Annotated in this window: 11 protein-coding genes; 7 read left to right on the forward strand and 4 right to left on the reverse strand. The window is 73.3% G+C overall.

Features of this window, described 5'->3' with window-relative positions; translation table 11 throughout:
* Positions 1 to 62: 62 nt before the first annotated feature.
* Positions 63 to 638, reverse strand: coding sequence for a response regulator (locus ABEB00_RS16420; protein WP_345620416.1), 576 nt, complete (start codon positions 636 to 638; stop codon positions 63 to 65).
* Entirely contained in the window at positions 635 to 4,543 is a 3,909-nt protein-coding gene (locus ABEB00_RS16425) for a HAMP domain-containing protein (RefSeq protein ID WP_345620417.1), read from the reverse strand. Before ABEB00_RS16425 ends, ABEB00_RS16420 begins: the two co-directional genes overlap by 4 nt.
* 102 nt (positions 4,544 to 4,645) lie before the next feature.
* Between ABEB00_RS16425 and ABEB00_RS16430 the strand changes: the two genes are divergently transcribed.
* Both ABEB00_RS16430 and hemW read left to right on the forward strand, forming a co-directional pair.
* The gene (locus ABEB00_RS16430) at positions 4,646 to 6,727 is read left to right on the forward strand and encodes a SpoIIE family protein phosphatase (protein WP_345620418.1); all 2,082 of its coding nucleotides are present in this window, start codon (positions 4,646 to 4,648) and stop codon (positions 6,725 to 6,727) included.
* A gap of 27 nt (positions 6,728 to 6,754) precedes the next feature.
* Positions 6,755 to 7,987 carry a radical SAM family heme chaperone HemW gene (hemW, locus tag ABEB00_RS16435; RefSeq protein ID WP_345620419.1) on the forward strand — a complete coding sequence of 411 codons (1,233 nt, stop codon included), beginning with the start codon at positions 6,755 to 6,757 and terminating at the stop codon, positions 7,985 to 7,987.
* Between the two features lie 73 nt (positions 7,988 to 8,060).
* Here the strand turns inward: hemW and ABEB00_RS16440 are convergent, their stop codons facing one another.
* Both ABEB00_RS16440 and ABEB00_RS16445 read right to left on the reverse strand, forming a co-directional pair.
* Positions 8,061 to 8,870 (reverse strand): DUF3097 domain-containing protein, encoded by an 810-nt coding sequence (locus ABEB00_RS16440; protein WP_345620420.1) that lies wholly within the window; start codon positions 8,868 to 8,870, stop codon positions 8,061 to 8,063.
* Positions 8,871 to 8,904: 34 nt separating this feature from the next.
* Positions 8,905 to 9,633 (reverse strand): MBL fold metallo-hydrolase, encoded by a 729-nt coding sequence (locus ABEB00_RS16445; protein WP_345620421.1) that lies wholly within the window; start codon positions 9,631 to 9,633, stop codon positions 8,905 to 8,907.
* A 162-nt stretch (positions 9,634 to 9,795) separates the two neighbouring features.
* Here ABEB00_RS16445 and hrcA point away from each other — a divergent pair, with 162 nt between their 5' ends.
* The 5 genes from hrcA (at position 9,796) to ABEB00_RS16470 (ending at position 14,487) form a co-directional block, all read left to right on the forward strand.
* Positions 9,796 to 10,812, forward strand: a complete 1,017-nt coding sequence (hrcA, locus tag ABEB00_RS16450; RefSeq protein ID WP_345620423.1) for a heat-inducible transcriptional repressor HrcA — start codon at positions 9,796 to 9,798, stop codon at positions 10,810 to 10,812.
* Entirely contained in the window at positions 10,813 to 11,949 is a 1,137-nt protein-coding gene (dnaJ, locus tag ABEB00_RS16455) for a molecular chaperone DnaJ (RefSeq protein ID WP_345620424.1), read from the forward strand.
* A 78-nt stretch (positions 11,950 to 12,027) separates the two neighbouring features.
* On the forward strand, positions 12,028 to 13,113 hold the full coding sequence (locus ABEB00_RS16460) for a nitronate monooxygenase (RefSeq protein WP_345620425.1): 1,086 nt from the start codon (positions 12,028 to 12,030) through the stop codon (positions 13,111 to 13,113).
* On the forward strand, positions 13,110 to 13,859 hold the full coding sequence (locus ABEB00_RS16465; protein WP_345620426.1) for a 16S rRNA (uracil(1498)-N(3))-methyltransferase: 750 nt from the start codon (positions 13,110 to 13,112) through the stop codon (positions 13,857 to 13,859). Before ABEB00_RS16460 ends, ABEB00_RS16465 begins: the two co-directional genes overlap by 4 nt.
* A 100-nt stretch (positions 13,860 to 13,959) precedes the next feature.
* On the forward strand, positions 13,960 to 14,487 hold the full coding sequence (locus ABEB00_RS16470) for a hypothetical protein (protein ID WP_345620427.1): 528 nt from the start codon (positions 13,960 to 13,962) through the stop codon (positions 14,485 to 14,487).
* The last annotated feature ends 17 nt before the right edge of the window (positions 14,488 to 14,504 follow it).

Consider the following 14,504-nt stretch of genomic DNA (forward strand, 5'->3'; position numbering starts at 1 on the left):
TACGTGCGCAGCCGCGGGGAGACGTACGTGGGCAGCCGCGAGGCGGAGTGGGTGGTGCGCGCTCAGTTCGCGCGGCCCCGCGCTATCGCCCGCCGCAGCTCGCCGACCTGACCGCGCAGGGCCGGCACGTCCGGCGGGTCGTCGCCCGCGAGGTGCGCCTCCAGCTCGGCCAGCCGGGCCAGGACCGCCTCGTGGCCGGTCCGTTCGCGCGCCAGCATCACCTCGAGCTGGCGGTTCTTGTGGTGCAGGTCCAGGAAGACGCTCACCTTCGCCCGCAGCACCCAGGGGTCGAAGGGCTTGGCGAGGTAGTCGGCGGCTCCGGTGGCGTACCCGCGGAACGCGTAACCGGAGTCGTCCTCCGTGCCGGTCAGGAAGATGATCGGGACGTCCTTGGTCTGGTCCAGCCGCTTGATGTTGGCGGCCGTCTCAAAACCGTCCATGCCCGGCATCCGGACGTCGAGCAGGATCAGGGCGAACCGGCGGCGCAGCAGCGCCTTCATCGCCTCCTCACCGGAACGCGCGCGGACCAGGGGTTCGTTGAGAGACCCCAGGACGGCCTCCAGCGCGATCAGGTTGTCCTCCATGTCGTCGACCAGAAGGATCCCCGCACGCTCGTCTGTCGTTTCGTCGACGCTCATGGTGCCTGTGCCTCACTCGGTTCTGTCAGATGTGCGTCGCTGTCCGCGCCGTCCGCGCCGTCCGTGCCGTCCGTGCTGTCCGTGCCGTCCGTTCCGTCGCGGTCCAGCAGGTCGCAGACGACGCTGAGCAGCCGGTCGACGTCCACCGGCTTGGGTACGTACTCGTTGGCGCCGTGGCCGAGACATTTCTCGCGGTCCCCGGGCATCGCCTGCGCGGTGAGCGCGATGATCGGCAGCCTGGCCCAGCGCGGGGTGCGGCGGATGACGTCGATGGTCTCGTAGCCGTCCATCTCCGGCATCATGATGTCCATCAGCACCAGCTCCACGTCCTGGTGCCGCTCCAGGGTCTCGATGCCCTCGCGGCCGTTCTCCGCGTACAGCACGGGCATGCCGACCCGGCCCAGGACATGGGTGAGGGCGAACACGTTGCGGATGTCGTCGTCCACGATCAGCACCCGCCGGCCGGCCAGCACCCGTCCCGTCCGCCCGGACGTCCACGTCTCCAGCTTCGCCGGCGCGGGCCAGCCGTCGTCCGTCTCCCGCCCGGCGGACGGTGACCCGGTCCGCGAGGCGCCCCCCGCGGGCTGCTGCGGCACCGGTGCGGCGGCGGGGGCCTCGGTGCCGGGGCCGCCCTCGCCGTGCCCGGGGCCGACGAGCGGGACGTACAGGGTGAACGTCGAACCGCGGCCCGGCTCGCTCTCGGCGACGATCCGCCCGCCCAACAGGCGTGCTATTTCCCGACTGATGGACAGGCCCAGACCGGTGCCGCCGTACTTGCGGTTGGTGGTGCCGTCGGCCTGCTGGAACGCCTCGAAGATCACCGGGAGTTTCTCCGGCGCGATGCCGATGCCGGTGTCGGAGACGGAGAAGGCGACCACCTCGGCGTCGTCGCGGATCTGGTGCAGCGCGGGGTCGGCCGCCCGGCTCACCCGCAGTTCGACCTTGCCGGCCGCGGTGAACTTGACCGCGTTGGAGAGCAGGTTGCGCAGGATCTGCTGGAGGCGCTGCTCGTCGGAGTGCATCTCGCACGGCACCTCCTCGCCGACGGTCACCTCGAAGCCGAGTCCGCGGTCCAGGGTGAGCGGCCGGAAGGTGGCGTGCACGTAGTCCAGGACCTTGTTCAGCGGCAGCCGCTTGGGGCGTACGTCCATCCGGCCCGCCTCGATCTTCGACAGGTCCAGGATGTCGTTGATGAGCTGGAGCAGGTCCGAGCCCGAGCGGTGGATCGTCGTCGCGAACTGCACCTCCTGCTCGGACAGCCGCCCGTTCGCGTTGTCCGAGAGCAGCCTCGCCAGGATCAGCAGCGAGTTGAGCGGCGTGCGCAGCTCGTGCGACATGTTGGCCAGGAACTCCGACTTGTACTGCGAACTGGTCGCCAGCAGCGCGGCCTTCTCGCCCAGCTCGGCGTTGGAGCGGCGCAGTTCCGCCTGCTGCTTCTGCAGTTCGTCCGAGCGTTCCTGGAGCTGGGTGGCCAGCCGCTGCGACTCGCCCAGCAGGCATTCGGTGCGGGCGTTGGCGATGATCGTGTTGATGGCGACGCCGATGGTGTTCACGAACTGGTCGAAGAAGGCCAGGTGTACGTCGGAGAAGCGGGAGAAGGAGGCCAGTTCGACCACGCCGAGGAGTTTGTCCTCGAAGAGGATCGGGATGATCATGATGGTGGCCGGCGCGGCCTCGCCGAGACCACTGTTGATCTTGATGTAGCCGGGCGGGGCCCCCTCCACCAGGATCCGCTTCTTCTCCCGGGCCGCCTGCGCCACCAGCCCGCGCACCGGCAGTCCGTCGGTCCGCACCGTCGCCCCCTGCGCCGCCCCGTACCCCGCGACGAAGGCGAGCCCCTTCGTCGGTACGGCCGGCCGCGGCGCCGCGCCGACCTCGTCGGGGTCGGCCAGGTAGAACGCGCCGTACTGGGCGTTCACCAGCGGGGTCAGCTCGCGCAGGATCAGGTCGGCGACCTCCACCAGGTCGCGGTGGCCCTGCATCAGCGAGGCCAGCCGGGCGAGGTTCGACTCCAGCCAGTCCTTGGCGCGGGTCGTCTCCCGCAGGTTGGCCACCATCATGCCGATGTTCTCCTTCAGCTCGGCGACCTCGCCGTGCGTCTCCACCGTGATGGAGCGCGACATGTCGCCCTGTGCCACCGCCGAGGCCACGTCGGCGATCGCGCGGACCTGGGTGGTCAGGTTCGACGCCAGCTCGTTCACCTCGGTCGTCAGGCGCTTCCAGGTGCCGTGCACGCCCTCGACCCGGGCCTGACCGCCGAGCCGGCCCTCGCTGCCGACCTCGCGGGCCACCCGCGTGACCTCGGAGGAGAAGGAGGAGAGCGTGTCGACCATCGTGTTGACCGTGGTCTTCAGCTCCAGGATCTCGCCGCGCGCGTCCACGTCGATCTTCTTCGACAGGTCGCCCCGCGCCACGGCGGTGGCCACCTGCGCGATGTTGCGCACCTGGGAGGTGAGGTTGTCGGCCATGTGGTTGACGTTGTCGGTCAGGTCCCGCCAGACGCCCAGGGTGCCCCGCACCTGCGCGCGCCCGCCGAGCCGGCCGTCGGTGCCCACCTCGCGGGCGACCCGGGTCACCTCGTCGGTGAAGGACCGCAGCCGCTCCACCATCGTGTTGACGGTGTCCCTCAGCTCCAGGATCTCGCCGCGGGCGTCGACCGTGATCTTCTTCGACAGGTCGCCGTGAGCGACGGCCGTCGTCACCTGCGCGATGTCGCGCACCTGGGAGGTGAGGTTGGACGCCATCCGGTTGACGTCGTCGGTGAGGTCCTTCCACACCCCGCAGACGCCCCGCACCTGGGCCCGCCCGCCGAGGGTGCCTTCGGTGCCGACCTCGCGGGCGACCCGGGTGACCTCGTCGGCGAAGACGGAGAGCTGGTCGACCATGGTGTTGACGGTCGACTTCAGCTCCAGGATCTCGCCCTGCGCGTCGACCGTGATCTTCTGGCTCAGGTCGCCGTGGGCGACGGCCGTCGTCACCTGCGCGATGTCGCGCACCTGAAAGGTGAGGTTCGACGCCATCAGGTTGACGTGGTCGGTGAGGTCCTTCCACACCCCCGACACGCCCCGCACCTGCGCCTGACCGCCGAGCCGCCCCTTGGTGCCGACCTCGCGGGCGACGCGCGTCACCTCGTCCGCGAAGGCGGAGAGCTGGCCGACCATCGTGTTCACGGTCAGCTTCAGCTCCAGCAGTTCACCGGTCGCCTCCACGGTCACCGTGCGGGTCAGGTCGCCGCGGGCCACCGCCGTCGTCACCGCCGCGATGTCGCGAACCTGCGCGGTCAGCCGGGACGCCATCGTGTCGACCGTCTCCGTCACCTCCCGCCAACTGCCCGACAGGCCCCGCAGCCGGGCCCGCCCGCCGAGCCGGCCCTCGGTACCGACCTCGCGGGCCACCCGCGTCACCTCGCCGGTGAACCGGGTGAGCTGGTCGACCATCGTGTTGACGGCCCGGCCGAGGTCGCGCAGGTCCCCGCGGAGTTGCCGGCTCCCGTCGTGCAGGTCGACCCGCTGGGTCAGATCGCCGCCGGCCACCGCGTTCAGTACCCGCGTGGCGTTGGCCGCGGGGGCCACCAGGACGTCGAGCAACTGGTTGACGTCGTTGACCCGGGAGGTCCAGCAGCCCTGGCCCGGACTGGCCGACAGCCGCTCGTCCAGCCGGCCGTGCCGGACCAGCTCCCGCCCGACGCGCCGCACCTCCCCGTTGAAGTGCAGGTTGCGGTCCATGATCTGGTTGTGGACGGCGGCCAGCTCGGCGACGATCCCCTGGCCCCCTTCCGGGACCTTGGCGAAGTCGCCGTCGCGCGCGGCGGTCATCGCGGCGAGCAGGAACCGTAGTTCGGATGCTCGGATGCGGTGCTCTTCCGGCTCGTCGCCGCGCACGGACGTAGCACGGTTCTCACTCATGGCGGCCCACTTCGGTGACTCGATGCTTATGGGCGGGGCCAGTCTGTCACTCTGTCCGCATCATCTGTGGCGTATTCGTACGAACTGCTCGGGGAGCTGTCCATGGGGGCCATTCCGACGCAACGGGAGACCGTCTTCCGTTTCACTGGGGCACCTGCTCACACCTCGGATGCCTCCGTGCAGGCCCAGGCGAGCCTGCCCGGCGGCTCCATGGCGCCGGGCGCGGCCCGCGCGCTGGTACGCGGCGCGCTCGCCGACTGGATCGGACTGGCGCTGGCCGGCACCGAGTACCTGACCGACCGGCTGGCCGACGACGCCCTGCTGGTCGTCAGCGAACTCGTCACCAACGCCGTCGTGCACGCCGGGACCGACGTCGGGGTGGTCTGCCGGCTCCTGGTCTCCGGGACGCTCGTCATCGAGGTCTCCGACCACCACCCGAGGCGCTCCCCGCGCGGCGGCGACGCGGTGTGCGCCGCGGACACCCCGGAGTACGGCCGCGGGCTGCGGCTCGTCGCGATGCTCTCCGACGCGTGGGGGATCACGTACCGCACCGGCGCGAAGACGATCTGGGCGAGCCTCCCGGCGACCCCCGCCCCGGCCGCCGAGAACCCCGAGGAGCCCGGCGGTCCCGAGGGTCCCCGCCGGTCCGGCCACTCCAGCCGGCCCTGCCACGCCGGCCAGCCCGGCGATCCCACCACCCCCGGCCGATCCGCCACCCCCAACCAGCCCCCGGCCTCCCCTGACCCCCAAGAGCCCGACTCCCAAGAGCCCGACCCCCAACAGTCACACCCCGCCGAACCCCGGGACCGAGACCGGGACAGGGACCAGGACAGGGACCGGGACCGAAACCGAAACCGGGACCGGGACCGGGAATGGCTCGGGCGTGGTGCCCTCTCCTTCCTCGCCGAGGCGTCCGACCTGCTCGCCGGGCAGCTCGACGAGGACCTGATCGCCTCCCTGGCCGGCCAGCTCCTCGTGCCGAGGCTCGCGGACTGGTGCGCGGTGTGGCTGGAGGACGAGTCCCTGAGCCGCGCCTCGTGGGGCGACGGCAACGCCTCGGCGGCCGGCGTACGGCTGGCCCGCGTCTGGCACGGCAGCGAGAACCGGATCGAGGAGCTGCGCCGGGCCCTGGAGAAGGACCCGCCGTGCCCGCCCGACCCCTGGCGCTCCGGTCCCGTCGCGTACCACTGGCCCGGCGAGGCACTCGGCCCGCGCGAGTCCTGGGGCGCGGCCCTCGCCTACCGCCTCGTCGCCGGCGGCCGGCCCCTGGGCACCCTGGTCATCGGCCGGGCACGGGCCCCCCGCTTCCCCGACGAGATCACCGGCCTGGTGGAGGACCTCGGCCGCCGGGTGGCGCTCGCCGTCGGCACCGCCCGCCAGTACGCCCGCCAGGCCACCATCAGCGCCGTCCTCCAGCGTGGCCTGCTGCCCGGGGCCGTCGCCGAGATCCCCGGCATGCGCAGCGCGCTCGTCTACGAGCCCTGCGACAAGGGCGGCCCCAGCGGCGACTTCTACGACCTCTTCCCGGCCGGCGACGGCCGCTGGTGCTTCGCCGTCGGCGACGTCCAGGGCAAGGGCCCCGAGGCCGCCGTCGTCATCGGCCTGGCCCGCCCCTGGCTCCGGCTGCTCGCCCGCGAGGGCTACGGCGTCGCCGACGTCCTGGACCGCCTCAACCAGCTCCTCCTGGACGACGCCACCGAGGCCGCGGACGCCGCCGCCCGCGCGCTGGTGGCCGTGGGCGGCCGGCCGGTTGCCCCGGGCGACGGCCCGCAGACGCGCTTCCTGTCGCTGCTCTTCGGCGAGCTGGTGCCGCACGACCGGGGCGTGCGCTGCACCCTCGCCTCGGCCGGACATCCGCTGCCGCTGCTCCTCACGCCCGACGGGGACGTCCGTACCGTCGCGCGTCCGCAGACGCTCCTCGGCGTCGTGGAGGACGAGACGTATCTCATCGACACCTTCGACATCCGCCCCGGTGACAGCCTGCTCTGCGTCACGGACGGGGTCACCGAGCGCCGCAGCGGCTCCCGCCAGTTCGACGACGCCGACGGCCTGGCCACCGCGCTGGCGGGCTGCGCGGGGCTGGGCGCCGGGCTGATCGCCGAACGCATCCGGCGGCTGGTGCACGCGTTCGGGGACCGGCCCCTGGAGGACGACATGGCGCTGCTGGTGCTCCAGGCCGAGTAGGGCGCGCGGTGCGGGACAATGGAGCCCATGCCCTCCGCACTCCCCGACGGCGAGCCCGTCCCCGCCGACGGCGCGCTGCCCGCGTCCGCGCTCGCCGGGGCCGTGAGCCGCCCTCTCGGCTTCTATCTGCACGTCCCGTACTGCGCGACCCGCTGCGGCTACTGCGACTTCAACACGTACACCGCCACCGAGCTGCGCGGCACCGGCGGCGTCCTCGCCTCCCGCGACAACTACGCCGAGACGCTCACCGACGAGGTCCGCCTCGCCCGCAAGGTGCTCGGCGACGATCCCCGCGAGGTCCGCACGGTCTTCGTGGGCGGCGGTACGCCCACCCTGCTGCCCGCCGCCGACCTGGTACGGATGCTGGCGGCGATCCGTGACGAGTTCGGCCTCGCGGCGGACGCGGAGGTGACCACGGAGGCCAACCCGGAGTCCGTCGACCCGGCCTACCTCGCCACTCTCCGCGAGGGCGGCTTCAACCGGATCTCCTTCGGTATGCAGAGCGCGCGGCAGCACGTCCTCAGGGTGCTGGACCGCACCCACACCCCGGGACGCCCGGAAGCCTGCGTCGCCGAGGCGCGCGCGGCCGGCTTCGACCACGTCAACCTCGACCTGATCTACGGCACCCCCGGTGAGTCCGACGACGACTGGCGGGCCTCCCTGGACGCCGCGCTCGGCGCCGGCCCGGACCACGTCTCGGCGTACGCGCTGATCGTCGAGGAGGGCACGCAGCTCGCCCGGCGGATCCGGCGCGGCGAGGTCCCGATGACCGACGACGACGTGCACGCCGACCGGTACCTGATCGCCGAGGAGACGCTGTCGGCGGCCGGCTTCGACTGGTACGAGGTGTCCAACTGGGCCACCTCCGACGCCGGGCGCTGCCTCCACAACGAGCTGTACTGGCGCGGCGCCGACTGGTGGGGCGCGGGCCCCGGCGCCCACAGCCACGTCGGCGGCGTCCGCTGGTGGAACGTGAAGCACCCGGGCGCCTACGCGGCGGCACTGGCGGCGGGACGGTCCCCCGGCGCCGGACGGGAACTGCTGACCGACGAGGACCGCCGGGTCGAGCGCATCCTGCTGGAACTGCGCCTGCGCGAGGGCGCCCCCCTCACCCTCCTCCACGAGACCGGCCTCGCCGCCTCCCGCCGGGCCCTCTCCGACGGCCTGCTCCAGCCGGCCCCGTACGAGGCGGGCCACGCGGCCCTCACCCTGCGCGGCCGCCTCCTGGCGGACGCGGTGGTCCGGGACCTGGTGGACTGATCACCCGGCGCGGTGCGGCCCAGGAATCGCCGGTGCGGCCCCCGACCCGGTGGGTCCGTCGCGTGCGGGGCTGTCAGGCCGCACCGCTGACCGTGACGAAGTCGATCAGCTCCTCCACCCGCCCCAGCAGCTCCGGCTCCAGGTCCTTGTACGAGTGGACCCGCCCCAGGATGTGCTGCCAGGCGGCGCCCGTGTTCTGCGGCCAGGACAGGGCGCGGCACACGCCCGTCTTCCAGTCCTGGCCGCGCGGTACCCGGGGCCAGCCGGCGATGCCCACGGAGGACGGTTTCACCGCCTCCCAGATGTCGATGTAGGGGTGGCCGACGACCAGCGCGTGCTCGCTGGTCACCGCCTCGGCGATGCGCCACTCCTTGCTGCCGGGCACCAGGTGGTCGACCAGGACGCCCAGCCGCGCGTCCGGGCCCGGGGCGAACTCCTCGACGATGCCCGGGAGGTCGTCCACGCCCTCCAGGTACTCCACGACCACGCCCTCGATACGCAGGTCGTCGCCCCACACCCGCTCGACCAGCTCGGCGTCGTGGCGGCCCTCGACGTAGATGCGGCCGGCCCGCGCCACCCGCGCGCGGGCGCCGGGCACGGCGACCGAACCGGACGCCGTACGGGTGGGCCGTACCGGACCCGAGGGCGGCCGTACCAGCGTCACCGCGCGGCCCTCCAGCAGGAAGCCGCGCGGCTCCATGGGGAAGACCCGGCGTTTGCCGAACCGGTCCTCCAGGGTCACCGTGCCCGCCTCGCAGCCGGTCACCGCGCCGCAGAAGCCGGTCCCGGGTTCCTCGACCACCAGGCCGGGCTCGGCCGGGACCTCCGGCACGGGCTGCGGCTTCTTCCACGGCGGGGTCAGATCGACGGAGTACTGGCGCATTCTGATGACGATACGAGGAGTGCGGCGGGCGCGATCAGCGCGACACGCCGAAGCGGGCGGCCAGCGCGTCCCGCTGGGCCCGGACGAACGCCGCGTCCACCACCGCTCCGTGGCCCGGCACGTACCGCGCGTCCGCGCCGCCCAGGTCGAGGAGCCGGTCCAGGGCGGCCGGCCAGTGGGACGGCGCCGCGTCCGGGCCCGCCTGCGGGTCCCCCGACTCCTCCACCAGGTCACCGCAGAAGACCACCTCGGGCGCGCCCGGCACCAGTACGGCGAGGTCGTGGGCGGTGTGTCCGGGGCCGATGTCGGCCAGCAGCACCTGCCGGCCGCCGCCCAGGTCGAGGGTCCACTCGCCGCACACCTGGTGCGGCACGGGCGGCAGGGCGTCGGCCGCCTCCCCGGCCCGCCGCGGGTCGAGGCCGTCGGCCACCGCCTGCGCCCGCAGCGCCTCCGCGCCACCGCCGGCCAGCACCGTGTCCACGCCCACCGCGCCGTACACCTCCACCCCCGCGAAGGCCGCGGCGCCGAAGACGTGATCGAAGTGCGGATGGGTCAGCGCGAGATGCGTCACACGGTGACCGGCGAGCCGCCGCGCCTCGGCCCGCAGCCGCGCCCCCTCGCCGAGGCTCGACCCGGCGTCGATCAGCAGCGCGGCGCCCGCGCCCACCACGAGCCCCACCGTGCAGTCCCACCCGGGCAGCCGCCGCCGCCCCACCCCGGCCGCCAGCCGCTCCCATCCCAGCTCTTCCCAAGTCACCGTCATGACGGCGACGCTAGCGTTGCGCGGACCCCCGGGAACGGCGGCTCGGGCCGGGCCTTGCCGTGGGTGTACCCCACGGCCGTACACTGGGCCGGGGAAGTCTGGCACTCACCCGAGCAGAGTGCCAGGACAGGTACCGGCGGACGGCGATCGGAGGTGTGCGCGATGCTCAGCGAGCGAAGGCTTCAGGTGCTGCGCGCCATCGTCCAGGACTACGTCGGCACCGAGGAGCCCGTCGGCTCCAAGGCCCTCACCGAGCGGCACAGCCTCGGCGTCTCCCCGGCCACCGTGCGCAACGACATGGCGGCGCTGGAGGAGGAGGGGTTCATCGCCCAGCCGCACACCAGCGCCGGGCGCATCCCCACCGACAAGGGCTACCGGCTCTTCGTCGACAAGCTGGCCGGGGTCAAGCCGATGACGGCCCCCGAGCGGCGCGCCATCCAGAACTTCCTGGAGGGCGCCGTCGACCTCGACGACGTCGTGGCCCGTACGGTGCGGCTGCTCGCGCAGCTCACCCGGCAGGTCGCCGTCGTGCAGTACCCGTCGCTGACCCGCTCGACCGTGCGCCACGTCGAGCTGCTCAAGCTCGCGCCCGCGCGCCTGATGCTCGTGCTGATCACGGACACCGGGCGGGTCGAGCAGCGCATGGTGGACTGCCCGGCGCCGTTCGGCGAGATGTCCCTGGCGGACCTGCGGGCGCGGCTCAACAGCCGGGTCGCGGGCCGCCGGTTCACCGACGTGCCGCCGCTCGTCGAGGACCTCCCGGAGGCATTCGAGGCGGAGGACCGGGGTACGGTCTCGACGGTCCTCTCCACCCTGCTGGAGACCCTGGTCGAGGAGAACGAGGAGCGGCTGATGATCGGCGGCACCTCCAACCTGACCCGGTTCGGCCACGACTTCCCGCTGGTGATCAGACCGGTGCTGGAGGCATTGGAGGAGCAGGTCGTGCTCCTCAAGCTGCTCGGCGAGGCGAAAGACGCGGGCGTGACCGTGCGAATCGGTCATGAGAACGCCCATGAGGGACTCAACTCCACGTCCGTCGTGTCGGTGGGCTACGGTTCGGGCGGCGAGGCGGTTGCCAAGCTCGGCGTGGTCGGACCGACCCGCATGGACTACCCGGGAACGATGGGAGCGGTACGCGCAGTGGCACGGTACGTCGGACAGATCCTGGCGGAGTCTTAAGTGGCCACGGACTACTACGCCGTTCTCGGCGTGCGCCGCGACGCGTCGCAGGAAGAGATCAAGAAGGCCTTCCGGCGGCTCGCACGCGAGCTGCACCCGGACGTCAACCCCGATCCGAAGACCCAGGAGCGGTTCAAGGAGATCAACGCCGCTTACGAGGTGTTGTCGGACCCGCAGAAGAAGCAGGTCTACGACCTCGGCGGCGACCCGCTCTCCCAGTCGGGCGGCGGGGCCGGCGGTTTCGGCGCCGCGGGCGGCTTCGGGAACTTCTCGGACATCATGGACGCGTTCTTCGGTACGGCGTCGCAGCGCGGGCCCCGCTCGCGCACCCGGCGCGGCCAGGACGCGATGATCCGTATCGAGGTGGAGCTGGACGAGGCCGCCTTCGGTACGACCAAGGACATCCAGGTCGACACCGCGGTCGTCTGCAACACCTGCAACGGCGAGGGCGCGGCCCCCGGCACCTCCGCGCAGACCTGTGACATGTGCCGCGGCCGCGGTGAGGTCTCGCAGGTCACCCGGTCCTTCCTGGGCCAGGTCATGACCTCGCGGCCGTGCCCCCAGTGCCAGGGCTTCGGCACGGTCGTGCCGACCCCGTGCCCGGAGTGCGCCGGTGACGGCCGGATCCGCTCCCGCCGCACGCTGACGGTGAAGATCCCGGCCGGTGTCGACAACGGCACCCGCATCCAGCTCGCCGGCGAGGGCGAGGTCGGCCCCGGCGGCGGTCCGGCCGGCGACCTCTACGTCGAGATCCACGAGCTGCCGCACTCCACCTTCCAGCGCCGCGGCGACGACCTGCACTGCACGGTCACCCTCCCGATGACGGCGGCGGCCCTCGGCACCAAGGTGCCGCTGGAGACCCTCGACGGCATGGAGGAGGTCGACATCCGTCCGGGCACCCAGTCCGGCCAGTCGATCCCGCTGCACGGCCGGGGCATCACCCACCTGCGCGGCGGCGGCCGGGGCGACCTCATCGTCCACGTCGAGGTCCAGACCCCGGGCAAGCTCGACGCCGAACAGGAACGCCTGCTGCGCGAACTCGCCCTGCTCCGCGGGGAGGAACGCCCCCTGGGCACCTTTCAGCCGGGGCAGCAGGGGCTGTTCTCCCGGCTGAAGGACGCGTTCAACGGCCGGTGATCCGGGCGGCGGGGCCAGGCCCGTGAGGCTCCGTCCGCCCGATTCGGACTTGTCCGAAGGACGTGACAACATGCGCTCATGTCCTCCCTGCTGACCGATCTCTGCCCGTATCCGATCGTGCAGGCACCCATGGCGGGCGGCGTCTCCGTGCCGCGGCTCGCCGCCGCCGTCTGCGACGCGGGCGGTCTCGGTTTCCTGGCCGCCGGGTACAAGACGGCCGACGGGATGTACCAGGAGATCAAGCAACTGCGGAGCCTGACGGCCCGCCCCTTCGGGGTCAACCTCTTCCTCCCGCAGCCGGAGACCGCCGACCCGGCGGCCATCGACGTCTACGCCCACCAGTTGGCCGGCGAGGCCGCCTGGTACGAGACGGAGCTGGGCGACGCCGACAGCGGCCGCGACGACGGCTTCGAGGCCAAACTCGCCGTGCTGCGGGAGAACCCCGTGCCGGTGGTCTCCTTCCACTTCGGTGTGCCGGGCCGCGAGGTGGTCGACGCCCTGCACCGCGCCGGCACCTTCGTCTGGGTCACCGCCACCACCGCCGAGGAGGCCCGCGCCGTCGAACAGGGCGGCGCCGACGCGGTGATCGCGCAGGGCGTGGAGGCCGGCGGCCACCAGGGCACCCACCGCGACCTCCCCGAGCGGGACGGCGCCGGAATAGGACTGCTCTCGCTGCTCGCCCAGGTCCGCGAGGCGGTCGCCCTGCCGGTGATCGCGGCCGGCGGCCTGATGCGCGGCGGCCAGATCGCCGCGGTCCTCGCGGCCGGCGCGAGCGCGGCCCAGCTCGGCACCGCCTTCCTGCCCACCGCCGAGTCCGGCGCGCACGCCCTGCACAAGGCGGCGCTGACCAACCCGCTGCACGTCCGCACCGAACTGACCCGCGCCTTCTCCGGCCGCCCGGCCCGCGGCCTGCTCAACCGCTTCCTGCGCGAGCACGGCCCGTACGCGCCCTCGGCCTACCCGGACGTCCACCACCTCACCGCGCCGCTGCGCAAGGCCGCGGCGCAGGCCGGCGACCCGCAGGGCATGGCGCTCTGGGCGGGCCAGGGGCACCGGCTGGCCCGCGAACTGCCCGCCGGACAGCTCGTGGAGGTACTGGTCGCCGAACTCGCCGCCGCCGGAGGCGCGTTGGCCGACTACGCGACGGGAGGTGCGGGCCGATGACCGCGCCGGTGTTCGTGGTCGGCTCCCTCGGCCCCGCCGACCTGCCCGGCGGCCGGTACGTCCTGGACGGCCCCGAGGGACGGCACGCCGTCTCCGTGAAGCGGCTGCGGCCCGGCGAGGACGTCGTCCTCACCGACGGGCGCGGCCACTGGGCCGAGGGCGTCGTCGAGGCCGCCGAGGGCAAGGACCGCCTGGTCGTCACGGACCTGGAGAGCGTCTGCGAGGAACCCGGGCCCGAGCCCCGTATCACCGTCGTCCAGGCGCTCCCCAAGGGCGACCGGGGCGAACTCGCCGTGGAGACGATGACCGAGGTCGGCGTGGACGCGATCGTGCCGTGGGCGGCGTCCCGCTGCATCACGCGGTGGCAGGGCGAGCGCGGCCTGAAGGCGCTGGCCAAGTGGCGGGCCACGGCCCGGGAGGCCGGCAAGCAGTCCCGCCGGGTCCGCTTCCCCGAGGTCGCCGACGCCGCGACGACCAGGCAGGTCGCCGCGCTGCTCGCCGAGGCCGACTTCGCCGCCGTACTCCACGAGAGCGGCGACACCCCGCTGGCCGCCGCCGAACTCCCCGCCACCGGCCGCATCGTGCTCGTCGTCGGCCCCGAGGGCGGCGTCTCTCCGGAGGAACTCGCCGCGTTCGCGCGGGCCGGGGCCCGGCCGTACGTCCTCGGCCCGACCGTGCTGCGCACCTCCACCGCCGGGCTCGCGGCGACCGCCCTGCTGCTGGGGCGCACGGGCCGCTGGGGCTGACCGCCCGGCGTACGACCGTACGCGCTCTTCCCCTCCCGCCCGGCGCGGTGGGAGGCTGCCTGTCATGGGGCCATGGAGGCGGAGCCTGCGGAGTGGACGGATGCGGCGCGGGGCGCTGGCGGCCGGGCTGGTGGCCGTCGCGGCCGGTTCCGCCGCGGCCTGCGAGCCCGGCGGGCTCAACACCGCGACGGTGGCGCTCACCACCGACCAGACGGTGACCCGCGAACTGGAGCGGCAGCAGACGGACGTCCGCTGGCTCACCTGCACCGCGTCCTACGACGACGACGGCGGCGACCGCAGTGCGAGCCCGTCGGCGAGCGAGGAGACCGTGGCGTCGGTCGACTGCGAGGGCGAGACGGCCGACGGGCGGGACATCACCGTCGACGGCCGGATCACCCGCGTCGTGGAGGGCGCCTGCGTACGCGGCGAACTCACCGTGAAGGTCGACGGCAAGGAACGCTTCCGTGTGAACGGCCTGGGGAACTGCGACGCCACCCCCTCCCCGGCCGGCAACGCCCCCACGGCGAACGGGCCCACGGGGAACGGGGCCGGACCCACCGTCACCGTGACGGTCACCAGGACCGTCTACTGCCAGACCCGGCCCGACTGCTGGCCCGAGGGCAAGTGATCCAAACCCCTGTCCGC

Source organism: Streptomyces ziwulingensis, from assembly GCF_039542605.1.
GTDB lineage: Bacteria > Actinomycetota > Actinomycetes > Streptomycetales > Streptomycetaceae > Streptomyces > Streptomyces ziwulingensis.